This is a genomic window from Rhizobium sp. ZK1, from assembly GCF_047782645.1.
GTDB lineage: Bacteria > Pseudomonadota > Alphaproteobacteria > Rhizobiales > Rhizobiaceae > Rhizobium.
The window spans coordinates 3859996-3885000 of sequence record NZ_CP180586.1 but is presented as its reverse complement, the minus strand read 5'-3'; the positions used below and the strand labels follow the sequence as shown (position 1 = coordinate 3885000).

The following is a 25005-nucleotide window of genomic DNA, read 5'->3' as shown; positions in this document are numbered from 1 at the left end:
GTTTGAAGAAGCATGACGACTGAAAGCGATATTACTCCCAGCGCCGCAGACCGGCATCATCCGCTTCTGAAACTGGCGCTGGAACTCGGGCCGCTTATGGTCTTTTTCTTTGCCAATCTGCGTGGTGAATGGCTCGTCGCGCGTTTTCCGGCGTTGGCCGAACTCGGTGGTCCACTTTTCGTCGCGACCGGGCTGTTCATGACTGCGACGGTGATCTCGCTGGTGGTTTCCAAGGTGGTGCTCGGTCATCTGCCGATCATGCCCTTTATTTCCGGCATCGTGGTCCTGGCGTTCGGAGCCCTCGGCATTTATCTGCAAAACGAGATCTTCATCAAAATGAAGACCACGATCATCAACGCGCTCTTCGGCGGCATTCTGCTCGGTGGTTTGCTGTTTGGAAAGTCGCTGCTCGGCTATGTCTTCAACGCTGCCTTCCAGCTCGATGCCGAAGGTTGGCGCAAGCTGACGATCCGCTGGAGCATCTTCTTCCTCTTCCTCGCGGTGCTGAACGAGGTCGTCTGGCGCAATTTCTCGGATAATTTCTGGGTTGCCTTCAAGGTCTGGGGCACGATGCCGATCACCATCATCTTCACGATGGCCCAGATGCCGTTGATTCTGAAGCACAGCATTCAGACCGAGGCGGAAGGCGAAAAGTGACTGTCATCGACGGCGCCGACCGAGCGCGGCATCAGGTCTTCTGGTTTTCTGCCTGCCTTGCGGTGTTGATCGTCCAGATCATCGCCGAATATCTGATGGGCCGGGTGCCGATCTGTACCTGTGGTTACGTCAAACTCTGGGAAGGCACGGTCAATTCCAGCGGCAATTCCCAGCACCTGTCCGACTGGTACACGCCGTCGCACATCATCCACGGCTTCCTGTTCTACGGGCTTGCGCACCTCCTGCTTCGCGGCAAGCCGCTTGCGGCGAAGCTGCTTCTGGCAATGCTCGTCGAATCCGGCTGGGAGCTTCTGGAAAATTCGCCTCTGATCATCGATCGCTACCGCACGGCGACGATCTCGCTCGATTATTACGGTGACAGCATCATCAATTCGGTCATGGATACGATCTTCATGGCCGTCGGCTTCTTCTTCGCCTCGAGAGCGCCCGTGGCGCTGACGGTTGCCATTGCGATCTTCTTCGAGATATTCACCGGTTACGTGATCCGGGACAATCTGACGCTGAATGTTCTGATGTTGATCTGGCCTGTCGAAGCGATCAAGGTCTGGCAGAGCGGGGCTTAAGAAACCGGCTTGCCCAGCGCCTTTTCCATTGCCGGAAAAAGGCCTTCCTTCAGGCTGATATCGTCGAAAGGGCCGACACGCTTGTAAATGATCGTGCCGTCGGGTGCTACGAGATAGCTTTCCGGAATGCCGTAGACACCCCAGTCGATCGCTGCCTTGCCGTTCGGGTCTATGCCAATGGCTTGGTAGGGGTTGCCGAGTTCGCCGAGGAAGCGCAGGGCGTTCTCGTTCTTGTCCTTATAATTGATCGCAACGATGTTCAGCCGCCCATCCTCGGCGAGCTGCTTCAGGAGAGGATGTTCGTCGCGGCAGGGAATGCACCAGGAGGCGAAGACGTTGACGAGAGTGAGCTTGCCCTTGACCGCCTCATCCGTCAGCGCCGGCAGTCCAGAGCCTTCGAGCGGCGGCAGATTCAGCGGCGGCGCTTCCGTTCCGATCAAGGCGGACGGAATCTCGGCGATGTTCTTGCCGTGGAAATCCTGATCGTAGAGCATTTTTGCTGCAGTCGCGGCAATGCCGCCGAAAACGACCAGCGGGATCAGAGCAAGTGCATAGCGGCTGGGGCCGCGGCTCTTCGGTCTATCCTCTTGTGGAGCCTCGGTCATTCGCCGTCCTTCGGTCTGGCGGAGCGGCGGCGAATGCCGGCGGCTTCCAGCGCTGCCAGTTCCTTCTGGCGCGCCCGCCCGTCAGACCAGGTCCAGAGCGTCACTGCAATCGTCACGAGGGCAGCAAAGCCATAGGAGCCATAGACATAAAAAGCGTAGGAACCGCCCATCGCTATTCCTCCCGGCCTGCCATACGGGCGGCCATGCGGCGCTGGGAGGCGATACGGCGGCGCCAGATCTCGTTTCTCATCGCCATCAGATGCAGGGTGAAGAACAGCAGCGTGAAGGCGATCGCCATGATCAGCAGCGGGCGCAGGAATTCCGGATCGATTGCCGGGCCTTCAAGGCGCATGACGCTTGCCGACTGATGCAGTGTGTTCCACCAGTCGACCGAGAACTTGATGATCGGTATATTCACGAAACCGACGAGGATGAGGACGGCGGTGACGCGCGCAGCCTTGGAGGGTTCATCCATGGCGCGGTTCAGCGCGATCAGGCCGAGATACATCAGGAAGAGAATGAAGACCGAGGTCAGTCGCGCATCCCAGACCCACCATGTGCCCCACATGGGCTTGCCCCAGAGCGAGCCGGTGACGAGTGCAAGCAGGGTGAAGGCGGCTCCGAGCGGGGCGGCGGCCTTGGCCGACACATCAGCCAGCGGATGGCGCCAGACGAGTGTGCCGATCGCCGAAATGCTCATGATCGTATAGCACATCATGGAGAGCCAGGCCGCGGGCACATGCACATACATGATGCGCACGGTCTCGCCCTGCTGGTAATCCCCTTCCGTCGAGAAGCTCAGATAGAGGCCGATGATAAAACAGAGGGCGGTGATGCCGGCCAGCCATGGAATGACGCGCGATACCAGCGCCAGAAACCGCGTCGGGTTGGCGAGGTCGCTGAATTTGCTGATGGCAAGGCTCGTTTCGCTCATATCCGCTTCCTTACCTTGATCCGCCCGGAGCCGCAATCGAAGTGGCGATCAATCCGCCGTGTTTCTGAGTGCCAGCGCGGCCGCAGCCGGACCGATGACGGCGAAGAAGAGCGTCAGGGCAATGAGGATCAGAAACGGCGGCAGGAAGGGCGATGGTCCCACGACCGCTGCATAGGTGGCGCTGACGCCGAAGATCAGCACCGGGATCGTCAACGGCAGGATGAGTACCGAGACCAGCAGGCCACCGCGCGGCAGCGCAACGGCAACGGCTGCACCGACGGCGCCGATGAAGCTGATCGCCGGCGAGCCGACGAGAAGGGTAAGCATGGTCGCGCCGATCGCTGTCTCGTTCATGTTCATGAAGAGGCCGAGCAATGGGGAAGCGATGACGAGCGGCAGGCTGGTTGCCGTCCAGTGTGCAGCGCATTTGACGAGCACAGTCAGCACCAGCGGCGTTTCCTGCATGAGCATCAGATCGAGTGAGCCATCGTCGCGCTCCGCCTGGAACAGGCGATCGAGCCCGAGAAGGGCCGCAAGCAGAGCGCCTATCCAGACGATAGCCGGGCCGATGCGCGAGAGCAACGCAAGATCAGGTCCGACGCCGAAAGGAATGACGGCGACGATCGTCAGGAAAAACAGGATGCCGATCAATGCGCCGCCGCCAGCGCGTATGGAAAGCTTGAGGTCGCGAAGGAAGAGGGCGATCATCCCCAGACTCCCTCCTCGGCGCCGGCAAAACCGGTCATTCGCAACTCCGCGGCATTCTCAAGCCCGAGCGGCTGATGGGTCGCGGCGATTACGATGCCACCTTCCCGGCGGTGCGTTTCGATCAGCCCCGCGAACAATTTGTCTGCGCTCGCGTCCAGTGCTGCCGTCGGCTCGTCCAGGATCCAGACAGGGCGATACGCTACCAGAAGTTTGGCGAAGGCAAAGCGGCGCTGCTGGCCGGCGGAAAGGTAACCAAAGGGCAGGTGGGTTATGCCGGGCAGGCCGACAGCTTCTGCGGCATCTTCAGTGCTGAGGCCTACGACTTCAGCCGGCCCGAGAAAAGATCGCCAGAAATCCAGATTTTCTGCAACCGTAAGTTCATTCTTCATTGCGTTACGATGACCGAGGTAGTGGCTTGCTTCTGCTGCCGGGCGCCTTTCGCCAACGTGCAAATCGGCTGTTGTGACTGAGCCTTTTTCAGGCCTTAAAAGGCCTGCCACCACCCGCAGTAAAGTGGACTTTCCTGATCCGTTTTTACCCGTTAGAATCAGCGCCTCGCCGGCCTGCAAGTGAAAGGAAACGTTAACGAAAATCAGATCTTCCCCGCGCCGGGCAGCCAGATTTTCAGCGATAAGATGCATGCATCGGCTCTTTCTTCATTGCGCCCTCGGGCAGGCTCAAAAAATGTCCAATTTTGACCTTTGTCGGTATGGCAAGTCTTTACGAAATTATCTATAAGACCTGCAACCACGCCAGCGGTCGGCGTGAATTTCATCCTTGCGCCGAACTTGAGGTCTTCTCCTCACGTGCGGACAGCGGAAATGGCCGTACCCGCATCCTGATGTGCATTAAGTGCATAGGCGTTCGCACGACTGTGTTGGCTATCAGAAACGGGGTCTCTCGTGTCTAAATCTCTTGACAGTTTCAATTGTCGGTCCACGCTTTCCGTTGGTGGAAAGGATTATGTCTACTACAGCCTGCCGAAGGCTGAGGCAAACGGCCTGCCGGGCGTATCGAAGCTCCCCTATTCGATGAAGGTGCTGCTGGAAAATCTGCTGCGCTTCGAGGATGGTCAATCGGTCACCAAGGAGCACATCCTTGCCGTCGCCGAATGGCTTGATAACAAGGGTGCCGTCGAGAACGAGATCGCCTACCGTCCGGCCCGCGTGCTGATGCAGGACTTCACCGGCGTTCCCGCCGTCGTCGACCTGGCCGCAATGCGCGACGCGATGGTTTCTCTCGGTGGCGATCCGGAAAAGATCAATCCGCTCGTTCCCGTTGACCTCGTCATCGACCACTCCGTCATCGTCGACGAATTCGGCACGCCGCAGGCTTTCGCCAGAAACGTCGAGCTGGAATATCAGCGCAACGGCGAGCGCTACCGCTTTCTGAAGTGGGGTCAGCAGGCGTTCAAGAATTTCCGCGTCGTTCCTCCGGGCACCGGCATCTGTCACCAGGTCAACCTCGAATATCTCGGCCAGACCGTCTGGACGAAGGAAGAGGATGGCGAAACGATCGCCTATCCTGATACCTGCGTCGGCACCGATTCGCACACGACGATGATCAACGGTCTCGGCGTTCTCGGCTGGGGTGTGGGTGGTATCGAAGCTGAAGCCGCCATGCTCGGTCAGCCGGTTTCGATGCTCCTGCCCGAAGTCATCGGCTTCAAGCTGACTGGCAAGCTGAAGGAAGGCGTCACTGCGACCGATCTCGTTCTGACCGTCGTGCAGATGCTGCGCAAGAAGGGTGTCGTTTCCAAGTTCGTCGAGTTCTTCGGCCCGGGCATGGACAACATGCCGCTCGCCGACCGCGCGACGATCGGCAACATGGGTCCGGAATACGGCGCCACCTGCGGCTTCTTCCCGGTCGACGGCGAAACCATCAACTACCTCACCATGTCCGGCCGTACGCATGACCGGATCGCACTCGTCGAAGCCTATTCCAAGGCTCAGGGCATGTGGCGTGAAGGCGACGGTTCCGATCTCGTCTTCACCGACACACTGGAACTCGATCTCGGCGACGTCGTTCCGTCGATGGCCGGTCCGAAGCGTCCGGAAGGCCGCATCGCGCTCGAAAACATCGCTTCCGGTTTCGCCGGCTCGATGGATGCCGACTACAAGAAGCCCGGCCAACTTTCCAACCGCTATGCGGTCGAAGGCACGGATTTCGATCTCGGCCATGGTGACGTCGCGATTGCCGCCATCACGTCCTGCACCAACACCTCCAACCCGTCGGTTCTGATCGCTGCAGGCCTTCTTGCCCGCAACGCCGTTGCCAAGGGTCTAAAGACCAAGCCGTGGGTTAAGACCTCGCTTGCTCCGGGATCGCAGGTGGTCGGCGAATATCTTGCCAAGTCCGGCCTGCAGGCCGATCTCGACAAGCTCGGCTTCAACCTCGTCGGTTTCGGCTGCACGACTTGCATCGGCAATTCCGGCCCGCTGCCGGCGCCGATCTCCAAGACGATCAACGACAAGGGCCTGATCGTTTCCGGCGTGCTCTCGGGCAACCGTAACTTCGAAGGCCGTATTTCTCCGGACGTCCAGGCGAACTATCTCGCTTCGCCGCCGCTCGTCGTCGCCTACGCACTTGCCGGCACGGTGCAGAAAGACCTGACCAAGGAGCCGATCGGCGAAGACCAGAACGGCAACCCGGTCTATCTCAAGGACATCTGGCCGACCTCGCACGAGGTTCAGGACTTCATCCAGAAATACGTGACCCGCGAGCTCTACGAAACCAAGTATGCCGACGTCTTCAAGGGCGACGAAAACTGGCGGGCCGTTCAGGTTCCTCCAGGCCAGACCTATGCCTGGGACGACGACTCGACCTACGTCCAGAACCCGCCATACTTTGTCGGCATGGGCAAGAAGGGTACCGGGACGTCGGACATCAAGGACGCACGCGTTCTTGGCCTCTTCGGCGACAAGATTACGACCGACCACATTTCTCCGGCCGGTTCGATCAAGGCCGCTTCGCCGGCCGGGGCCTACCTGATTGGCCATGACGTCGCAGTCGCCGACTTCAACCAGTACGGTACGCGTCGCGGCAACCATGAAGTCATGATGCGCGGCACCTTCGCCAATATCCGCATCCGCAACTTCATGCTCGGCGCCAACGGCAAGGAGGGTGGTTACACCATCCACTATCCGTCCAAAGAAGAGACCTCGATCTACGACGCGGCCATGCAGTACAAGGCCGAAGGCGTTCCGCTCGTCATCTTCGCGGGCGTGGAATATGGCAACGGCTCCTCGCGTGACTGGGCTGCAAAGGGTACCAACCTGCTCGGCGTCAAGGCCGTGATCGCTCAGAGCTTCGAGCGTATCCATCGTTCGAATCTGGTCGGCATGGGTGTCATCCCCTTCGTCTTCGAAGAGGGCACGACCTGGCAGAGCCTCAACCTGAAGGGCGACGAACTCGTCACCATCGAGGGCCTCGAAAACATCAAGCCGCGCGAAAAGAAGATCGCCAAGATCACCTACGCCGATGGAACGGTAAAGGACGTTCCGTTGCTGTCGCGTGTCGATACGCTGGACGAGGTCGTATACCTCAACAATGGCGGCATCCTGCAGACGGTTCTGCGCGACCTTGCAGCCTGATTGTTAAGATACTTGCCTGATAATGACCGCCGGAGAGCAATTTCCGGCGGTTTTTCTTTGCGGAAAACGAGGGTGTTTCACAGCTCACGGTGATGTGTTTCGGCTGCACTCCGCCTGGGGCTCCGTCTCACCCGTTCGTGACTTTGCGTTTGGACCTGGAAGGATTATTCGTACGTTCATATCTCAGAGCCGGCGGTTCAGGACTGTTGCCGGCGCTGAAAAAGAGGTGCTGGTGAATGTCCCCGCGTTTTTTGATCCCGCTGGTCGCCGGGCTTGCCTTTGCAGGTCCGCTCTTGGCCGAAGACGGCACGCCGAAAGGCGTCGTTGAACTGTTCACGGCGCAGGGCTGCGCCTCCTGTCCGCCGGCCGATGCCGCATTCCGCAAGCTTGTCAGCCAGGGCAATGTCATCGCACTCGCCTATCATGTCGACTACTGGAATTATCTCGGCTGGGCCGACACGCTGAGCTCAAAGGAAAATACCGAGCGGCAGTACGGCTATGCCCGCATGATGGGTCGCAGCAATGTCTATACCCCACAGGCAATCGTCAATGGCCGTGACCATCTTGCAGGTGCGGATCTCGCCGGCATCAACGGCAAGATAAACGGCTATGCCAACGAGGGTAAAGGCCTGACAATACCTGTGAGTGCGCGTATGAGCGGCGATGAGTTGGAGATCAAGCTCGGCGCCGGACAGGGCAAGGCCAATGTCGTGATCGTCTATTTCGAGAAGGAAAAAACGATCGATGTCGAGAAGGGCGAAAACAGCGGCAAGAAGATTTCTTACCTCCACAGTGTGACCGATGTGGAGACCGTCGGCATGTGGGACGGCAAGGCCACGACGCTCACCCTGCCGGCGAGTGTGATGGAAAAACCTGATCTGGAGGGGTCGGCGATTCTCTTGCAGTCTGCGACGCCTAACGGCGATCCGGGAGCAATCCTCGGCGCGGCCGTCGTCATGGCTGGAAAAAATATCTAAGAATTTCATCCGCTTGCGGATGAATATCAGGCGGCCCGGCCAAGCGTATTCGGGGCTGGGGTTAAGGTCGATACGCTCCGCCGGGCCCTTTGGCGCGCTGGCGCCAAACTGGAACCTATAGTTCTCTTGGAAATGAGGCGCTGTTTTGACTGAAATGCGGCGCTCCGGAGAAAGCCGGTTTCGTCCACAGTGTGACAGTCCGTACCCTTGCAATTTGACGTGGCTCGGGCAAACTGTCACTCTCCTGTCACACGTGGAGGTCTTGGGAGTCTGATGACAGATACGCCGGATTTGCGACACGGCGAAAGCCGCTCCGTCGACAATAGTTCTTCAACCGTCGTTGATCTCAGGGAATACAGACAAAACAAGGAGCCGATGCCGGTGACATTTCACCGGCGGGAGCTCGACCAGATCCTGTGGATCTACGGTCGTATGGTGGGCGAGGGCGAGTGGAAAGACTATGCCATCGACCACACCAAGGAGAAGGCAGTCTTCTCTGTCTTCAAGCGCTCAGGCGAAATGCCTCTCTTCCGAATCGAGAAGAACCCGAAGCTTGCCGCAAAGCAGGGCGCATTTTCCGTGGTGAATTTTAACGGCATGATCCTGAAGCGCGGGCACGAGCTCGGACCGGTGCTGAAGGTCTTCGACAAGTCGTTGAAGCTCGTCGACAAGTAGACAAGCTCATCCCTTGAACAGCGTACCGGGATAGGCATCAGGATCGGGGTGGGTTTCCGTCCCTTCGCCGAGTTCGCGCTGCATCAGCATCGTGTCCAGCCAGCGGCCGTGCTTATAGCCAGTACCCTTCATCAGGCCGATCACTTCGAAACCGAGCGAGCGGTGAAGCGCGATCGAAGCCGGGCTCGCGCCGCCGATGACTGCGGTCATCTGTCGGAAGCCAGACACAGTGCAGCGGAAGATCAGCTCTCCGAGCAGCAGCTTGCCGATGCCCTTTCCGCGCGCCTCCGTGCTGAGATAAATCGAATCCTCGACCAGCCAGCGATAGGCTGGCCGCGTGCGGAAGGCGGAGGCATAGGCGTAGCCAAGCAGGGTTCCGTCTTCGCCGGTGGCGGCAATGTACGGATAGCTCTGCTCGCGGATGGCGGAGAAGCGGGCTGCGATTTCTGCCTGCGTCGGCGGTACGATCTCGTAGCTGGACGTACCGTTCAGCACGGACTCGCGGTAGATTTCGGTAATGGCGGGAAGATCGGAAGGAAGGGCGTCGCGTAGAATAGGGGGCATTTCGAGTCGATCGGCATGGTTGAGAGAAGGCTCTTGTTGAAGCACTCCGGTCAACTGCTCGCAACAAAAAAGGCGGCCGAAGCCGCCTTTCGTGTTTCAGTCCAGCCTGGTTATTTCCGGTTGCCCATGAACTGCAGCAGGAACATGAAGAGGTTGATGAAGTCGAGGTAGAGCGTCAGGGCGCCCATGATGGCCTTGCGGCCAGCGACGTCATAACCGTCTGCTTCATAATACATTTCCTTGATCCGCTGGGTATCGTAGGCGGTGAGGCCTGCGAAGATCAGCACGCCGATCACGGAGATTGCGAACTGCAGGGCCGACGAAGCCAGGAAGATGTTGACCAGCGAAGCGATGATCAGGCCGAAGAGACCCATGATCAGGAACGAGCCCATCGCCGACAGGTCACGCTTGGTCGTGTAGCCGTAGAGCGACAACGCACCGAAGGAGGCGGCGGTCACGAAGAAGGTCTGTGTGATGCTCGATTGCGTGTAGATCAGGAAGATCGACGACAGCGAGAGACCGACCAGCGCAGCATAGATCCAGAAGGTTGTCTGAGCCGCAGCCACGCTCATGCGGTTAATGCGGAAGCTCAGGAAGAAGACCGCCGCAAGAGGCGCAAGGATCACGACCCAGCGCAGGGGCGACTGGTACAGGACCTGGCCGAACTGGGTGAGCTGGCCGTCCTGGACGGCGAAGGTGAATGCGAAATAGGCGGCCAAACCAGTGATCGCCAGACCCAGCGCCATCAGGTTGTAGACCTTGAGCATATAAGCGCGGAGGCCTTGATCAATCACTTCGCCGGTTTGTGCACGGCTTTGGTAGTTTCGAAGATCAGCCATAGTTTCCTCTTACAAGCTCCGATGAAGATACGGTGTCGGGTTCACGACCCGGGCGCCGCTGCGGAGCTCCAGCATGCCTGCAGACAATATGAGGCTTTCGCTCATTTCAAACAAGGCCTTTGCAACCAGCCGCTCGGTTAAATCGCCGTAAGGTGAAGGGATTTGAGCATCCCAACCGCTACAGCTCGCGCAAAACGGGTGCTGCCTTCTGCCCGAGAATGCGCCAGGTGCCGATGAGGCCGATGCCGACAGTCAATACGAGAGCGGTGATGAGCGTGAGTCCGGCGACATCGGGCATGAAGCTGGAGGGCAGGCGCATGATGCGGCTGACGATGAACCAGGCGGCCACGCCGCCGGCAAAGAGTGCGAAGATGGCGGTGGCAACGCCGAGGATCAGATATTCGTAGCTGAAGGCGCGGATCAGCATGGCTCTCGTCGCGCCAAGAGTTTTCAACACCACCGCATCATGCGTTCGCGCACGGTTGCCGGCGGCAAGTGCACCAGCCAGCACGAGGACGGAAGCGATGAGGGCGACGGAAGCTGCAGCGCGGATCGCGGTTGCAAGCTCGCCGACCAGCTGGTTGACGATATCGATCGCGTCCTTGACACGCACGCTGGTGATCGTCGGATAGGTGTTGGTCACGGATTTCAGGATTGCAGCGTCATCCGCCTCGGTCGAGGCAGGGTCGGTCAGTGTCGCAAGCCACGCATGTGGGGCACCCCGGAACGTGTTCGGAGAGAAGACCATCACGAAGTTGATCGACAGCGATTCCCACTCGACCCGCCGCAGATTGGCGATCTTGGCCGTGATGTTGCGGCCGAGGACGTTGACAGTCACAGTATCGCCGATCTTGAGGCCGAGTTCATGTGCCTCTTCCGCGGAAAAGGAAACAAGCGGCTCGCCACTGTAGTCCTTTGCCCACCACTGACCTTCGACAAGTGTCGAATTTTCCGGCGGGCTTTCCTCGTAAGTGATGCCGCGGTCGCCGTTGAGCACCCAGCGGCCAGCAGCGGGAACATTCATCTTGGTCACGTCCTGGCCGTTAAAGGCGATGATGCGGCCGCGCAGCATCGGCACTTCCACCAGTTTGCCATTTGGTGACCGGGTGTGGATCAGGTTGCGGAAGGTATCGAGTTCGGCGCCCTGGATATCAACGAAGAAGAAATTCGGCGCGCCTTCATTCATGCGGCCGGTCAATTGCTGGCGCAGGTTGCCGTCGATCAGCGTCAGGGTCACCAGCAGCGCAAGGCCGAGGCCGAGCGAAAGGACGACGGAGGGTGTCAAAGCGCCGGGGCGATGAATATTGCCGATCGCCAGCCGGAGCGCCGGCGAATTTACGCGCGGGCTCCTGCGCGCCAGCCAGGCGATCAGAGCCGCGACAAGACGCAGAATGACGAAGGCGAAGATAATGGCTCCGACGAAGACCACAGCAATGAAGCGGTCATAGGCGGTAAAGATGGCAAGGCTGGCCAATGCGGCCAGGAAGAGCACGGCCAGCAGCACATAGGGCCAGGAGGGCAGGCGGCGGGCTTCAAAACCTTGCTCGCGGAAGAGCGCGGTTGCCGGAACCTCGCGTGCATGGCCGAGCGGCAGGATGGCGAAGGCAAGTGTCGTCAGTATGCCGAAGAGGGCCGCAAGCAACAGCGCGCCGGGATAGAGCGTCGGATCGGTAGAAACTGGCAGGAATTGGGCAAGGAACTGTGCGGCCAGCATTGGTGACAGCGCGCCAAGCACCAGGCCGATCACGACGCCGCCCGCCGCGATGATGGCGATCTGGAACAGATAGATCCACACCACGACGGCCGCCGGCGCGCCGAGGCATTTGAAGGTCGCGATCGTGGTTCGTTTGGCGTCGAGGAAGGCGCGTACCGCGTTGGCGACGCCGACGCCGCCGACGATCAGAGCGGTCAGGCCGACCAGCGTCAGGAACTGTGAGAAGCGGGTGATGTTTTCCGTCAGCGACGGTGCTGCACGATCACTGGTGCGGATCGACCAGCCGGCCGAAGGAAATTCTCTGGTAGCGCGGGCCTGGATGCCGGCCATCGCGCCACGGTCTTCGAGCTTGATCTTGTAGGCATGCTCCACAAGGCTGCCTGTCTGGATCAGCCCGGAGGCTTGAAGCGCATTCCGGCTGACCAGCATGCGGGGGGCGAAACCGAAGCCTTCCGAGAGCGCATCCGGTTCCGTCTTGACGGTACCCGTGATGCTGAGCTTGACGTTTCCGAGCAGCAATTCATCGCCGATCTGCAACCCCAGCCGCTCCAGCAGTAGTGGGGCTACAATGGCGCCGTAGGTACCGCCTTCTCCTGATAGCATGGAGGCGAGCGGATAGTTCGGTTCCGCTTCGAAGGTGCCGTAGAGAGGATAGGCCTCGTCGACGGCCTTGACCTCGACCAACGCTTGATCGGATCCGTCGGGCTTGCGGGCCATGGAGCGAAGGCCGGTGGAGACGGAGACTTCTCCGAGGCCGCGCAGGAAATTCATCTCCTCTGGTGTGGCTTCACGGTTGTTGAGCTCGAAACGAACGTCGCCAGCAAGAAGCTCCTGCCCCTGCGAAGCGATCGTATCTGTGATCGACTGCGACACCGAATTGACGGCGGCGATTGCCGCAGTGCCGAGTGCGATGCAGGCGAGGAAAATGTAGAAGCCCTTCAGGCCGCCGCGCAGCTCGCGCAGGGCCAGACGGAAGGCGAGCGAGATACGCGGCGTAACGATCGTCATGCAATCGCCGCCTCGGATTGGCGGACGGCACTATCACCTTCGATGCGGCCGGAGCGGACGCGGATCTGACGTGAGCAGCGGTTGGCAAGGCCGATATCATGGGTCACCAGCAGCAGGGTCGTGCCGCGTTCGGCCTGCTTGGAAAACAGGAGGTCGGCAATCTGCCGGCCGGTATCGGTGTCGAGATTGCCGGTCGGCTCGTCGGCTATCAGCAGGGCGGGAGATGGTGCCAGCGCGCGGGCGATCGCCACACGCTGCTGTTCGCCGCCGGAGAGCTGGCCGGGATAGTGGCTCAGGCGTTCGCCGAGGCCGACGGTATTCAGCTCGCGTTGGGCGATCTCGAAGGGGTTGGGAATATTGGCGAGCTCGAGCGGCACCGCGACGTTTTCCAGCGCCGTCATGTTGGCAATCAGATGAAAGGACTGGAAGACGATGCCGATGTTGCGGCCGCGGAAATCTGCGACCTGATCCTCGCTCAGCGCATGAAGCGGTGTGTCATTGATGTTGATCTCGCCGCTGTCGAGCTTTTCCAGTCCCGCAAGCACCATCAGCAGCGTCGACTTGCCGGAGCCCGAGGGGCCGACGATGCCGACGGATTCGCCGGCGCTGATCTCCAGATCGATGCCCTTCAGCACATGCACGGAGGCAGCGGCATTGCCGAGCGTCAAATCGGCGTGTTTCAGATCGATGATGGTTTTGGCCAACAGAAATCGCCCTATATAATTCCCTAACCGAATGGCCGCATAACGGCACCTAGCCAATCTAGGGAAAGCATTATGAGATTTAAAGTTGCCGCCCTTCACTTCGCTGTCATCATCTTCTCGCTGGTTTTCTCGACAGTTGCCGAAGCGCGTACGATCAATCTGGTCGGTTTCGGCGATAGCCTGATGGCAGGTTACCAGTTGCCGCCAGGCGACGGCTTTCCAGAGAAGCTGCAGACGGCTCTAAGGGCCAGAGGGATTGACGTTTCGATCACCAATGCCGGCGTCTCGGGTGACACGACCACAGGTGGGCTTGCGCGAATCGACTGGTCCGTTCCTGACGGAACCGACGGGGTGATCCTCGAACTTGGCGCCAATGATGCGCTTCGCGGTATCCCGCCCGAACAGAGTGAAAAAAATCTCGACCAGATGATAAGCCGGTTAAAAGAGCGTGGCATTGCCGTGCTCCTTGCCGGCATGATGGCGCCGCCGAACATGGGTGCGGACTATGCCGAACGCTTCAACCCGATCTACCAGAAACTTGCGGAAAAACATGGGGTTGAGCTCTATCCATTCTTCCTCGACGGTGTGGTGCTGGATGCGGGCCTGAAGCTCGATGATGGCATGCATCCCAATGCCAAGGGCGTGAACGTGATGGTGGAGAAGATGGAGCCGGCTGTCACAAAATTCGTCAACACGATTTCTTCTGTGAAGAAATAGGGGCTTGCACAGGTTTGTAATGCGTGATTCCGTGTGAGCACCTGCAAAAGATTCGGGGAGTGCTCGTTATGCCGAGACTATTTACCGCCCTCGAAATTCCGCGCAATGCGGCGATGAGCCTGTCATTGTTGCGTGGTGGTCTTCCCGGAGCACGATGGATCGATGTGGAGAATTACCACATCACACTTCGCTTCATCGGCGATGTCGATGGCCGCACCGCAGATGAAATCGTCGAGCGCCTTGACCGGATCGACCGGCCGGAATTCCAGCTTCGGCTGGATGGCATCGGCTCTTTCGGCTCCAAGAAACCGCATTCGATCTGGGCTGGCGTTTCTCCTTCGCCGGAAATGTACGCCCTTCAAGGCGAGATCGAGCGGATCTGCCAACGCATCGGCCTGCCGCCGGATCCGCGAAAATTCACGCCGCATGTCACGCTTGCCCGGCTGAAATATTCCCGTGTCGATGACGTGGTCCACTACCTCGCGGGTCGCGGCAACTTCCAGACCTCGACCTTCACCGTGCCGCGTTTCGTGCTTCTGTCGTCGCGCGAATCGGTCGGCGGGGGGCCTTACCTGACCGAGGAAGTCTTCCCGCTCCACGAGCCGCTGATGGCGCCGAGCCTTTCGACCAGCGTGTTGCAGCCGGCCAAGAGCCTCGCATAGACGAGTTCAAAATCTTCCGGGCCGCCATAATAGGGGTCCGGAATATCTTCGCCGGTGCCAAGCGCGAAATCGCCGAAGAGACGAATGTTGTCTGCGTGTGGCGAATGGCGGCGCAGTTCCACGACATTCGAGCGGTCCATGGCGAGGATCAAATCGAAATCGTCAAAATCCTCGGGCAAGATCTGTCGGGCGCGCTGCCCGGTAATGTCGATGCCATGCGCGCTGGCCGTGGCGATCGAGCGAGGGTCGGGCAGTCCCCCCTGATGCCAGCCGCCGAGGCCGGCGGAATCGATGCGGAGTGCATCGCCAAGGCCTGCCTCGCCCACAACGTGATCAAATATTCCCTCGGCGAGTGGAGAGCGGCAGATATTGCCAATGCAAACAAAGAGGAGACTGATACGTTTCATCTGAGGATCCGACGGAAGGATGAAAGGAGCATGGCATGAAAATGGAAAAGCTGGAAAGATCGGCAATCAACCAATCGCTCGGCGAACTCAAGGGCTGGGTGCTCGACGATTCTGCAAGTTCGATTTCGAAGACATTCAAATTCGCGAGCTTTGTGGAGGCTTTCGGTTTCATGGCGGAATCGGCGCTTGCCGCCGAGAAGCTCAACCATCATCCGGAATGGTTCAACGTCTATTCCCGTGTGGAGGTGAAGCTCAACACCCATGATGCCGGTGGGTTGACGGAGCTGGACTTCAAGCTGGCAAAGGCCATGGAGAAGGCGGCGGCAAGACGCCCCAATTGAATCGGCCGATTGATTCAGCTTGGGCCATCACCATATGATCGGAGCGAGGAAAAGGGATATCGGGATGGACGAGGTCAAATACGGAGAGATCCTGTTGCCGGGCGACGAGGACACGCAGAACCGGCGCGAGAAGACGGTGCGGCGGAAATTCTGGCCGACCTTTCGTCGTGCGGTGCGGCAGATTCCGTTTTCACGCGATGTAGTCGCCGGCTTTTATTGCGCGCTCGATCCGCAGACGCCCACCAGAGTGCGCGGCGTGCTTCTGGCGGCCCTTGCCTATTTCGTCATGCCTGTCGACGTCATCCCGGATATCTTTGCCGTTATCGGCTTTTCGGATGATATTGCCGTTCTGTCGGCGGCATTTGCCATGGTCAGGGGCAATATCCGGCCAAGCCACTATGAGGCGGCCGATCGTGTTCTTGCCGACCATTCCGAAGACGGCATGAAGACGATCTAGGTCTCTTCCCGTTCCAGCAGGTTCCGGAGCTTGCCGAAGGCAAGCCTGATGCGCGATTTGACCGTGCCAAGCGGTAGGCCGGTCGCTTCGGCTATTTCGGTATGCGACTGGCCAAGGAAGAAGGCGGCCTGCAACAGCGCTCGCTGTTCCTGCGGGAGTTGGCCGACGGCATCGCGTACCTGGGCATCACGATCATCATTGGCGACGATTTCGTCGGCGCGCATTTCTTCCGGGGGCTGAAGCGTCGGATCCTCCACGTCGAAAACGCGCGCCAGCGCGCGGCGGTGGAGATCGATGCGCCGATTGCGGGCGATGCGGAAAAGCCAGGTAGAGAACGAGGAGCGAGTAGGATCGTAGAGATCGGCCTTGTGCCAGACAACGATCATAATCTCCTGCACCAGTTCCTCAGCCTCGCCTGACGTCATTTTCTGGCGCATTAGCCACGATTTCAGGCGCGGCGCGAAATGGTCGAAGAGTACGGAGAATGCCGACTCGTCGCGCTCATCGGCAACGGCCTTTGCGAGGGCAGCGAAACGCTGTCTTTCCTCGGCATCCATCCCTCTCACGAACTCCCCGCAGCCAAGATTTCGATCTGAATTTCCTCACCTTAACGACCTACAACGGATTTTAGAAAGGTCAAACTCTTGCCTGAATCTTTGTGTCTTAAATTCAGCCGATCCGATGGGCTCAACCATCAAGGCAGCGGGTAACCCTTACGCGCAGCTGTCGGTTCGCAAACTAACAGTCGGGCGAAAATGAAACAGTTAGATACAATTCGCAGCCATTGTTGACCATTTGGTAACCTGAATTAAGTCAAAATAAAGCAGATCGTGATTATGCGCCGCCCGCAATGATCGCTTCGGGCCTTGAACCGCAAGAACCGGCAGGAATTCCATGTTTGTAAAAAGTATCGTATCCGCTTTCGCCCTCACAGTTGCTATGACCGGAGTGGCGGCAGCGCAGCAGGCGGCTCCGACCCGCATCCAGCAGTTCCAGGCATGGGGCGCTTATTCCTACAAGTCCGGCAACGCCACCGTTTGCTACGTGCTTTCGGTGCCGACCGCCAAGCAGCCGGCAAGCGTCGATCATGGTGATAACTTCTTCATCGTGTCGCAGCGCCCTGGCCAGAATATTTCCTATGAGCCGCAGGCTATGATGGGCTACACGGTGAAGGAAAATTCTAAGATCAACGTTACGATCGACAATAAAACGTTCGTGATGTTCACCAAGGACAAGGCCGGATGGGTCGAGAATGCGGCTCAGGAGCCGGCGCTCGTCGCAGCCATGAAGACCGGTCATTCCATGACCGTCAGCGCTACCTCGCGCAAGGGTACCGGCACCTCCTACAGCTATTCTCTGTCCGGCATCTCGGCTGCGCTGAAGCAGATCGAAAGCTGTAAGTAAGCTCGCGTTTCGAGCCAATGTTTCGAAGGCCGGCCTTGCGCCGGCCTCTGTCGTTTCCATCTATAGTGACGCTTCCATGTCTAGTGACGTGGGGCGAAAATGATGCTAAAGCGGCGCGCAGCTGCGGAAGGGTCGCGATTTATCGCCGCTCCGCCATTCATTTTCTGCAATCACGCGTCAGCGGCCCCGTAAGTCTTCCGGCTTTCCGGGATGGTTGCCATGTTGAGTTCGGGATTAGAAGATTATGTCCGTCATGGATGCGATGACCGTTGCCAACCCCGCCACGCGGGCGCCTCTCGGCGTTGAGCTTTCGCCAAAGCCGTCGCTGATCGGTCTGACGCGCGAGGAAATGGGTGCGGCACTGCGCGAAAAGGGCGTGCCGGACAAGCAGATCAAGATGCGTGTCTCGCAGCTCTGGAACTGGATCTATGTGCGCGGCGTCTCCGATTTCGACCACATGACGAATGTCGCCAAGGACATGCGCGAGATGCTGAAGCAGCATTTCACTATCGCCCGGCCTGAGATCGTCGAGGAACAGATTTCCAATGACGGTACACGCAAGTGGCTGCTGCGTTTTCCGCCGCGGGGCGCCGGCCGGCCGGTCGAGATCGAGGCCGTCTATATTCCCGAAGAAGGCCGTGGTACGCTTTGCATTTCTAGCCAGGTCGGCTGCACGCTCACCTGTTCCTTCTGTCACACCGGCACGCAGCGCCTGGTGCGTAACCTGACTGCCGAGGAAATCCTGTCCCAGCTTCTGCTGGCCCGCGACCGGCTGGGCGACTTCCCGGATCGCGACGTGCCTGTCGGCGCCGTCGTGCCTTCCGAAGGCCGCAAAGTCAGCAATATCGTGATGATGGGTATGGGCGAGCCGCTCTATAACTTCGATGCCGTCAAGCAAGCGTTGTTGATCGCCACGGATGGTAACGGCCTGTCGTTGTCCAAACGCCGCGTGACGCTATCCACGTCAGGCGTCGTACCCGAAATTCTTCGCACCGGTGACGAAATCGGCGTCATGCTGGCGATCTCGCTGCATGCCGTTCGCGACGACCTGCGCGATATTCTCGTGCCGATCAACAAGAAGTATCCGTTGAAGGAACTTATCGAGGCCTGCCGGAACTATCCGGGGCTTTCAAACGCGAGGCGGATCACCTTCGAATATGTGATGCTGAAGGACGTCAATGACAGCCTGGAAGACGCCAAGGGACTGATCCAGCTCCTGAAAGGCGTGCCGGCGAAGATCAACCTCATCCCCTTCAATCCGTGGCCGGGCACCAACTACCAGTGCTCCGACTGGGCGCAGATCGAGAAGTTTGCCGATTTCATCAATTCGGCCGGTTACGCTTCGCCGATCCGCACACCGCGCGGCCGTGACATTCTGGCGGCCTGCGGTCAGCTCAAGTCGGAATCCGAGCGCATGCGAAAGACGGAACGTCTTGCCTTCGAGGCGATGATGATCGCCAATCACGGCGCCGACGACTGATCAGCAAGTTTGATCTTCATTACAATTCTCCGCGATTGATTATCGAGGGCACTTTTCCTAAAAATGCCCTCAAAATCATCCTGGAGGACACTCATGCGTTCAATTCTTCTGGCTTTTGCCGCAACCTTGGCCCTGACGCTGCCGGCGAAGGCCGATGACGTCACGGTTGCCGTGACCGCGATCGTCGAACATCCGGCACTCGATGCAGCGCGCAACGGCGTGCGCGATGCGCTGGCCGCTGCCGGCTACAAGGAAGGCGAGAACCTCAAGTTCGTCTTCGAATCCGCGCAGGGCAATCCGGCAACCGCAGCCCAGATCGCCCGCCAGTTCGCCGGTGATGAGCCCAATGTCATCGTGCCGATCTCCACGCCATCCGCCCAGGCCGTCGTTTCCGCGACGCGCGATATCCCTGTCGTCTTCACCGCCGTGTCCGATCCGCTCGGCGCGCAACTCGTCAAGAACATGGACAAGCCCGGCGGTAACGTGACTGGTCTTTCCGACATGTCGCCGGTCGGCGAGCATATCGCGCTGATCAAGGAAATCCTGCCGAACGTGAAGACGATCGGTTACCTCTACAATTCCGGCGAGGCGAACTCCGTCTCGCTGCTGGCAGCGCTGAAGGCCGAAGCCGACAAGGCCGGCATCACCATCGTAGAATCGGCTGCCACGAAGTCCGCCGAAGTGCAGGGCGCCGCCCGCGCGCTGGTCGGCCGTGCCGATGCGATCTACATCCCGACCGATAACACGATTATCTCGGCGCTCGAAGGTGCGGTTGCCGTTGCCGAAGAGAGCAAGCTGCCACTCTTCACTGCTGATACGGACTCCGTTTCTCGCGGCTCGATCGCAGCGCTCGGCTTCAACTATTATGATGTCGGCAAACAGACGGGAGAGATCGTCGTGCGGGTGCTGAAGGGTGAAAACCCGGGCGATATCGCGGTGAAGACCGCAGCTGGCAGCGACCTCGTCATTAACAAGGCCGCCGCAAGCAAGATGGGCGTGACTCTGCCGGAAAGCGTTATTTCACGCGCGAACAAGGTCATTGAATAAACGACCGTCGTTCCAGGGTCTTAGTGACAATCAGCCGCTCCCGTTTGCACGGGGGCGGCTGTTGCATTACAGCGCCGCGCGCCAGACGGCGCGCAAAGGACGCTGTAACAATGTAAAAACTGCGCGTAATCCTTTCCTTAAATCGGTTCCGATTTAAGGGGTTATGCGCTAAAAGGCTCCGGTTTCGCGACGGGCGGAACGGAAACAAAAAGGGGCTGAAAGCCTTGAGCCAAATCGCATTCTGGGGGGCCGTCGAGCTCGGCCTGGTCTATTCCTTCGTCGCTCTCGGCGTCTATCTTGCGTTCCGTGTCCTCGATTTTCCGGATCTAACGGTGGACGGTTCGTTTCCGCTTGGCGCGGCGGTGACTGCAGTGTTGATCATTGCTGGCGTCAATGCCTGGCTTGCGGCTCTGATTGCGATGAGTGCAGGTGCTGCAGCAGGTATGGTGACGGCGCTCCTCAATGTGCGCTTCAAGATCCTGAATCTTCTCGCCTCGATCCTGACGATGATCGCGCTCTTCTCCGTTAACCTGCGAGTGATGGGCAAACCGAATGTCGCGCTTATCAATGCCGATACGATGATCAGCCCCTTCTTCGGTCATGGTCTGAGGGATTTTTACGTGCGCCCGTTTTTCGTCGGCGTTCTGGTTGTTGTCGCCGTCATCGTCGTCTGGCGCTTTTTGGAAAGCGATGCCGGGCTTGCGATGCGTGCAACCGGCGCCAATGCCCGCATGGCCCGCGCCCAGGGTGTCGATACCAGCAGGCAGATCTATCTGGGCATGGCGATTTCTAATGCACTGGTGGCACTTGGCGGCGCACTCTTTGCACAGACCAACGGTTTCGCCGACGTGACATCTGGCGTCGGCACCATCGTCGTCGGCCTTGCTGCCGTCATCATCGGTGAGACGCTGCTCGGTCGCCGCGGGCTGCTGATTGCGCTTGTTGGATGCGTACTCGGCTCGATCATCTACCGCATCGCCATACAGCTTGCGCTTTCGAGCGATGTCGTCGGTCTGCAGGCCTCCGACCTCAATTTCGTGACGGCCGTGCTCGTGACCGTCGCCCTCATTCTTCCCCGCCTTCGCCGAGGTGCCGTATCATGATCAGCGTCAAGGACATCAAGGTCGTTTTCGGGCGCGGTACGCCGCTGCAGAAGCAGGCGTTGAACGGCGTCAGCCTGACTATCGAGGAAGGCTCTTTCGTCACCGTCATCGGCTCCAACGGCGCTGGCAAATCGACACTGCTCGGCGTGCTCGCCGGGGATGTCATGCCGAGCGAAGGCTCGGTACTAATCGGCAAGACCGATGTGACGCGCAAGTCGACGGCCAAGCGTGCCGGCATGGTTGCACGTGTGTTTCAGGATCCGCTGACCGGAAGCTGCGGCGCGCTGTCGATCGAGGAAAACCTCGCGCTCGCCGCCCGGCGCGGTGAAAAGCGCGGACTTGGCTCGGCGCTCGGCGGTAACAGGCGCGACTATTTCAAGGAGCGGATCGCCGAGCTCAATCTCGGACTGGAAAACCGGCTGAAGGATCGCATGGACCTGCTGTCCGGTGGGCAACGACAGGCCGTTTCGCTGGTCATGGCAACGCTTGCCGGTTCGGAAGTACTGTTGCTCGACGAGCATACGGCAGCACTTGACCCTGGCATGGCCGAGTTCGTCATGAACCTCACACAGAAGATCGTCTCCGAGCGCAAGCTGACAACGATGATGGTGACGCACTCCATGCGTCAGGCACTGGACTACGGTCACCGTACGATCATGCTACATGGCGGCGAGATTGTTCTAGATGTCGCCGGCGACAACAGGAAGAACCTGCAGGTGGAAGACCTGATCGCCATGTTCCGCAAGATGCGCGGCCAGACGCTCGATGACGATGCCCTGCTGATCGGCTAAGCCGGCAGCGTGCTGATCGGTTGATCAGCGGGCCTGGGTGAGCAGGATCTTGGCGGCGAAGACCGAGAAGACGCCGGCGAAGGTATAGTCCATGCCGCGCAGCACCTTCCTGTTCTTCTGCAGCCAGCTCGCCAGCCAGTCGGCTGCCATGACGACGGTCGCATTGACCGGCATGCCAATCACGATGAAGCAGAAGCCGAGAAAAAGCAGCTTGTGTGTGACAGCGGGATCGTTGGCGCTGACGAACTGCGGCAGGAAAGTCATGAAGAAGATAATGACCTTCGGGTTCAACAGATTGACCCAGAAGCCTGAGGAAACGTTCGAAAGGATCGTCCCCTTCGGACCTTCAATCTTGGCGACCGTCAGCTTCGAGCCGAAGCGGATCGCCTGAACGGCCAGCCAGAAGAGATAGGCCGCACCCCCGGTCTTGAGGATCAGGAAGGCGGTCGGCGAGGCGGTAATCAGCGCAGAGATGCCGAAGGCGACCAGCATCGTGTGCACGACGATGCCGAGGCTGGTGCCGAGAACGACGAAGAGGGCTGCCTTCTTGCCCTGCGCAAGTGCACGGCTGATCGACAGCGTCATGTCAGGGCCGGGAGTTGCCGCCAGCAACAGCGTGGCGGCGGCAAATGCAATAAGCGTCGGAAAGCTCGGCAGGAAATCCATGGTCTTCTCTGAAAGACGGAAAAAGATCTGGGGATCTCTTACCCGGCTTTCAGAAAATTACCAATCAAACCTTGTTATGGCGCCGATTACTTCTGTTCGACGAAGGCCTTGAACCTGTCGGCGTAGTCCTTGTGCCAGCGCGACAGCGGCGGACGGTTCTCGATGATGTCGCCGATCGCCCAGGCCATACGACGTTCGTCGACCGGGCGTGCGACGTCGTTGTCGGGGCATAGAATATAGAAATCTCCGCGCTCCAGGCTTTCGACCATGAAATTAACCGTCTGTTCCGGCGTCCAGGCTCCGGTCGGTTTCTCGCTGCGGTCACCCTTTGTGAGTCCGGTAAAGACGAAGCCTGGAATCAGCAGATGTGCTGATATCTGCGAGCGTTCGGTGTTGCGCAACTCGTGTTCGAGCGCTTCGGTGAAGACTTTCACGCCGGCTTTCGAGACGTTGTAGGCCGGGTTGCCCGGCGGAGTGGTGATGCCCTGTTTGGAGCCTGTGTTGATGATGAGGCCAGGCTCACCATGGGCGACCATGCCTGGGCCGAAGGTCCTTGTGCCATTGATGACGCCGAGGAGATTGACCGCGAGGATATTGTCCCAGCCGGCCTGTGGGCTGAAGATCGAGGTTTGGGGGCCGATGCCAGCATTGTTCATCAGCACATGCACCCGGCCGAAGCGCTGGATGACGGCGCGCTCGAGGGCTTCGATCTGTTCCTTTTGCGAGACGTCGGTCTCAGTGGCCATCACATGTTCCTGGCCAGCAATCGCCTCGAGTTCGGCACGGGCGTCGGCGAGCTTCTCGCCGCCGAGATCGGCGATGACGACGCTCATGCCAGCTCTGGCGAAGTGTTTTGCAGCGGCAAGGCCGATGCCGGAAGCACCGCCGGTGACAACGGCAACATTGGATTGCTTGAAAATGTCTTGAATATTCGTCACGGGACTGGCCTCTCCTCAGAGCAATGTTCGGACGTTGCCGAATATGGGCTCCGGTTCTACGCTGTCAAACCCTATCGGGCCGGTTGCTGTCCTCGTTGCCCTTGCGTCGCGCGCCAATCTCGCTAAAAGTGCCGCGATACCGGGCTTTGCGGGTGTGCCGCGGCCTTTATGCAACGGACCTCATCATTATGGCATCATACAAAGACGTGAAGAAAGTCGTGCTCGCCTATTCCGGCGGTCTCGATACCTCGATCATCCTGAAGTGGCTGCAGACCGAACTCGGCGCCGAAGTCGTCACCTTCACGGCCGATCTCGGCCAGGGCGAAGAGCTGGAGCCGGCACGCAAGAAGGCCGAGATGCTGGGCATCAAGGAGATCTACATCGAGGACGTGCGCGAGGAATTCGTGCGCGATTTCGTCTTCCCGATGTTCCGTGCGAACGCCGTCTATGAAGGTGTCTACCTGCTCGGCACGTCGATTGCCCGTCCGCTGATCTCCAAGCACCTCATCGATATCGCCCGGAAGACCGGTGCAGATGCGATCGCGCACGGCGCGACCGGCAAGGGCAACGACCAGGTCCGTTTCGAGCTTTCGGCCTATGCGCTGAACCCCGATATCAAGATCATCGCGCCGTGGCGCGACTGGGCCTTCAAGAGCCGCACCGATCTGCTGGAATTTGCCGAGAAGCACCAGATCCCGGTAGCCAAGGACAAGAAGGGCGAGGCTCCCTTCTCGGTCGACGCCAACCTGCTGCACTCCTCTTCCGAGGGCAAAGTTCTGGAAGATCCGGCGCAGGAGGCTCCTGAATATGTGCATATGCGCACCATCTCACCGGAAGCGGCGCCCGACAAGGCGACCACCATCAAGGTTGGTTTCCGCAAGGGCGACGCCGTGTCGATCAATGGTGTCGAGATGTCTCCGGCCACGCTGCTCGCGACCCTCAACAATTACGGCCGCGACAATGGCATCGGTCGCCTCGACCTCGTCGAGAACCGCTACGTTGGCATGAAGTCGCGCGGTGTCTATGAGACCCCTGGCGGCACGATCCTGCTCGCAGCGCATCGCGCCATCGAGTCGATCACGCTCGACCGCGGTGCCGCACATCTCAAGGATGAGCTGATGCCGCGTTATGCCGAGCTCATCTATTATGGCTTCTGGTTCTCGCCGGAGCGCGAGATGCTGCAGGCTCTGATCGACAAGAGCCAGGAGCACGTCGAAGGTGAAGTGACGCTGAAGCTCTACAAGGGCAATGTCATGGTCATCGGCCGCGAGAGCGAAAAGTCGTTGTACTCCGACAAGCTTGTTACTTTCGAAGACGACCAGGGCGCTTACGATCAAAAGGATGCCGCAGGCTTCATCAAGCTCAACGCGCTGCGTCTGCGCACGCTCGGCAAGCGTAACCTGAAGAAGTAAGTCGTCTCAGAGCGATAT

Annotated in this window: 28 protein-coding genes; 15 read left to right on the top strand and 13 right to left on the bottom strand. The window is 59.3% G+C overall.

What is annotated here, in order from left to right:
* The first annotated feature begins 12 nt into the window (after window positions 1-12).
* Together ACK9YZ_RS19695 and ACK9YZ_RS19690 are read left to right on the top strand one after the other, a co-directional pair.
* Window positions 13-657 carry a septation protein A gene (locus tag ACK9YZ_RS19695; protein ID WP_416064894.1) on the top strand — a complete coding sequence of 215 codons (645 nt, stop codon included), beginning with the start codon at window positions 13-15 and terminating at the stop codon, window positions 655-657.
* The gene (locus ACK9YZ_RS19690) at window positions 654-1241 is read left to right on the top strand and encodes a DUF2585 domain-containing protein (RefSeq protein WP_216756223.1); all 588 of its coding nucleotides are present in this window, start codon (window positions 654-656) and stop codon (window positions 1239-1241) included. Before ACK9YZ_RS19695 ends, ACK9YZ_RS19690 begins: the two co-directional genes overlap by 4 nt.
* Here the strand turns inward: ACK9YZ_RS19690 and ACK9YZ_RS19685 are convergent.
* Genes ACK9YZ_RS19685 through ccmA form a run of 5 tightly spaced genes read right to left on the bottom strand, consistent with a single transcriptional unit; the run spans window position 1238 to window position 4129 of the window.
* On the bottom strand, window positions 1238-1846 hold the full coding sequence (locus tag ACK9YZ_RS19685) for a DsbE family thiol:disulfide interchange protein (RefSeq protein ID WP_216756222.1): 609 nt from the start codon (window positions 1844-1846) through the stop codon (window positions 1238-1240). The two genes, ACK9YZ_RS19690 and ACK9YZ_RS19685, sit on opposite strands and share 4 nt — an antisense overlap.
* Window positions 1843-2016, bottom strand: a complete 174-nt coding sequence (ccmD, locus tag ACK9YZ_RS19680; protein ID WP_216756221.1) for a heme exporter protein CcmD — start codon at window positions 2014-2016, stop codon at window positions 1843-1845. Before ccmD ends, ACK9YZ_RS19685 begins: the two co-directional genes overlap by 4 nt.
* A 2-nt stretch (window positions 2017-2018) precedes the next feature.
* A complete protein-coding gene (locus ACK9YZ_RS19675) occupies window positions 2019-2780 on the bottom strand; it encodes a heme ABC transporter permease (RefSeq protein WP_416064893.1) in 762 nt (253 codons plus the stop codon).
* Window positions 2781-2828: 48 nt separating this feature from the next.
* Window positions 2829-3488 carry a heme exporter protein CcmB gene (ccmB, locus tag ACK9YZ_RS19670; protein ID WP_416064892.1) on the bottom strand — a complete coding sequence of 220 codons (660 nt, stop codon included), beginning with the start codon at window positions 3486-3488 and terminating at the stop codon, window positions 2829-2831.
* Window positions 3485-4129: a heme ABC exporter ATP-binding protein CcmA gene (ccmA, locus tag ACK9YZ_RS19665; RefSeq protein WP_416064891.1), complete on the bottom strand. Its 645-nt coding sequence runs from the start codon at window positions 4127-4129 to the stop codon at window positions 3485-3487. Before ccmA ends, ccmB begins: the two co-directional genes overlap by 4 nt.
* Before the next feature lie 261 nt (window positions 4130-4390).
* Here ccmA and acnA point away from each other — a divergent pair, with 261 nt between their 5' ends.
* The 3 genes from acnA (at window position 4391) to ACK9YZ_RS19650 (ending at window position 8733) form a co-directional block, all read left to right on the top strand.
* Entirely contained in the window at window positions 4391-7081 is a 2691-nt protein-coding gene (acnA, locus tag ACK9YZ_RS19660) for an aconitate hydratase AcnA (protein ID WP_416064890.1), read from the top strand.
* A gap of 236 nt (window positions 7082-7317) precedes the next feature.
* A complete protein-coding gene (locus ACK9YZ_RS19655) occupies window positions 7318-8058 on the top strand; it encodes a DUF1223 domain-containing protein (protein WP_216756216.1) in 741 nt (246 codons plus the stop codon).
* Between the two features lie 273 nt (window positions 8059-8331).
* A complete protein-coding gene (locus tag ACK9YZ_RS19650) occupies window positions 8332-8733 on the top strand; it encodes a DUF2794 domain-containing protein (RefSeq protein ID WP_216756215.1) in 402 nt (133 codons plus the stop codon).
* A 6-nt stretch (window positions 8734-8739) separates the two neighbouring features.
* Here ACK9YZ_RS19650 and ACK9YZ_RS19645 read toward each other — a convergent pair whose 3' ends face one another.
* The 4 genes from ACK9YZ_RS19645 to ACK9YZ_RS19630 form a co-directional block, all read right to left on the bottom strand.
* Window positions 8740-9297, bottom strand: a complete 558-nt coding sequence (locus ACK9YZ_RS19645; protein ID WP_416064889.1) for a GNAT family N-acetyltransferase — start codon at window positions 9295-9297, stop codon at window positions 8740-8742.
* A gap of 110 nt (window positions 9298-9407) precedes the next feature.
* On the bottom strand, window positions 9408-10136 hold the full coding sequence (locus tag ACK9YZ_RS19640; protein ID WP_112545650.1) for a Bax inhibitor-1/YccA family protein: 729 nt from the start codon (window positions 10134-10136) through the stop codon (window positions 9408-9410).
* A 178-nt stretch (window positions 10137-10314) separates the two neighbouring features.
* Window positions 10315-12858 (bottom strand): ABC transporter permease, encoded by a 2544-nt coding sequence (locus ACK9YZ_RS19635; RefSeq protein WP_416064888.1) that lies wholly within the window; start codon window positions 12856-12858, stop codon window positions 10315-10317.
* Window positions 12855-13562: an ABC transporter ATP-binding protein gene (locus tag ACK9YZ_RS19630; RefSeq protein ID WP_416064887.1), complete on the bottom strand. Its 708-nt coding sequence runs from the start codon at window positions 13560-13562 to the stop codon at window positions 12855-12857. The genes ACK9YZ_RS19635 and ACK9YZ_RS19630 overlap by 4 nt, the downstream gene beginning before the upstream one ends.
* A 72-nt stretch (window positions 13563-13634) precedes the next feature.
* Here ACK9YZ_RS19630 and ACK9YZ_RS19625 point away from each other — a divergent pair, with 72 nt between their 5' ends.
* Both ACK9YZ_RS19625 and thpR read left to right on the top strand, forming a co-directional pair.
* Window positions 13635-14279, top strand: a complete 645-nt coding sequence (locus ACK9YZ_RS19625; protein WP_416064886.1) for an arylesterase — start codon at window positions 13635-13637, stop codon at window positions 14277-14279.
* Window positions 14280-14347: 68 nt separating this feature from the next.
* A complete protein-coding gene (thpR, locus tag ACK9YZ_RS19620; RefSeq protein ID WP_183734404.1) occupies window positions 14348-14941 on the top strand; it encodes an RNA 2',3'-cyclic phosphodiesterase in 594 nt (197 codons plus the stop codon).
* On the opposite strand, the gene ACK9YZ_RS19615 is transcribed toward thpR, so the two are convergent.
* A complete protein-coding gene (locus ACK9YZ_RS19615) occupies window positions 14848-15348 on the bottom strand; it encodes a low molecular weight protein-tyrosine-phosphatase (protein WP_416064885.1) in 501 nt (166 codons plus the stop codon). The genes thpR and ACK9YZ_RS19615 overlap by 94 nt on opposite strands.
* 35 nt (window positions 15349-15383) lie before the next feature.
* Here ACK9YZ_RS19615 and ACK9YZ_RS19610 point away from each other — a divergent pair, with 35 nt between their 5' ends.
* On the top strand, window positions 15384-15689 hold the full coding sequence (locus tag ACK9YZ_RS19610) for a 4a-hydroxytetrahydrobiopterin dehydratase (RefSeq protein ID WP_216756211.1): 306 nt from the start codon (window positions 15384-15386) through the stop codon (window positions 15687-15689).
* Window positions 15690-15753: 64 nt separating this feature from the next.
* Entirely contained in the window at window positions 15754-16146 is a 393-nt protein-coding gene (locus ACK9YZ_RS19605) for a YkvA family protein (RefSeq protein WP_416064884.1), read from the top strand.
* Here the strand turns inward: ACK9YZ_RS19605 and ACK9YZ_RS19600 are convergent.
* Entirely contained in the window at window positions 16143-16703 is a 561-nt protein-coding gene (locus ACK9YZ_RS19600; protein ID WP_216756209.1) for a sigma-70 family RNA polymerase sigma factor, read from the bottom strand. The genes ACK9YZ_RS19605 and ACK9YZ_RS19600 overlap by 4 nt on opposite strands.
* Before the next feature lie 337 nt (window positions 16704-17040).
* Here ACK9YZ_RS19600 and ACK9YZ_RS19595 point away from each other — a divergent pair, with 337 nt between their 5' ends.
* The 5 genes from ACK9YZ_RS19595 to ACK9YZ_RS19575 all read left to right on the top strand — a co-directional run bounded on the left by ACK9YZ_RS19595 (window position 17041) and on the right by ACK9YZ_RS19575 (window position 21971).
* Window positions 17041-17550: an invasion associated locus B family protein gene (locus tag ACK9YZ_RS19595; RefSeq protein ID WP_216756208.1), complete on the top strand. Its 510-nt coding sequence runs from the start codon at window positions 17041-17043 to the stop codon at window positions 17548-17550.
* Between the two features lie 244 nt (window positions 17551-17794).
* Window positions 17795-19030, top strand: coding sequence for a 23S rRNA (adenine(2503)-C(2))-methyltransferase RlmN (rlmN, locus tag ACK9YZ_RS19590; RefSeq protein ID WP_416064883.1), 1236 nt, complete (start codon window positions 17795-17797; stop codon window positions 19028-19030).
* Window positions 19031-19123: 93 nt separating this feature from the next.
* Complete coding sequence (locus tag ACK9YZ_RS19585; protein WP_416064882.1) at window positions 19124-20077, top strand: ABC transporter substrate-binding protein; 954 nt, start codon at window positions 19124-19126, stop codon at window positions 20075-20077.
* 224 nt (window positions 20078-20301) lie between these two features.
* A complete protein-coding gene (locus ACK9YZ_RS19580) occupies window positions 20302-21180 on the top strand; it encodes an ABC transporter permease (RefSeq protein ID WP_416064881.1) in 879 nt (292 codons plus the stop codon).
* Window positions 21177-21971: an ABC transporter ATP-binding protein gene (locus ACK9YZ_RS19575; RefSeq protein ID WP_216756204.1), complete on the top strand. Its 795-nt coding sequence runs from the start codon at window positions 21177-21179 to the stop codon at window positions 21969-21971. The genes ACK9YZ_RS19580 and ACK9YZ_RS19575 overlap by 4 nt, the downstream gene beginning before the upstream one ends.
* Window positions 21972-21995: 24 nt before the next feature.
* Here the strand turns inward: ACK9YZ_RS19575 and ACK9YZ_RS19570 are convergent, their stop codons facing one another.
* Both ACK9YZ_RS19570 and ACK9YZ_RS19565 read right to left on the bottom strand, forming a co-directional pair.
* The gene (locus ACK9YZ_RS19570) at window positions 21996-22637 is read right to left on the bottom strand and encodes a LysE family translocator (RefSeq protein WP_416064880.1); all 642 of its coding nucleotides are present in this window, start codon (window positions 22635-22637) and stop codon (window positions 21996-21998) included.
* Window positions 22638-22723: 86 nt separating this feature from the next.
* Window positions 22724-23575, bottom strand: a complete 852-nt coding sequence (locus ACK9YZ_RS19565; protein ID WP_416064879.1) for an SDR family NAD(P)-dependent oxidoreductase — start codon at window positions 23573-23575, stop codon at window positions 22724-22726.
* Between the two features lie 188 nt (window positions 23576-23763).
* Here ACK9YZ_RS19565 and ACK9YZ_RS19560 point away from each other — a divergent pair, with 188 nt between their 5' ends.
* Entirely contained in the window at window positions 23764-24987 is a 1224-nt protein-coding gene (locus ACK9YZ_RS19560; protein ID WP_416064878.1) for an argininosuccinate synthase, read from the top strand.
* Window positions 24988-25005 lie beyond the last annotated feature (18 nt).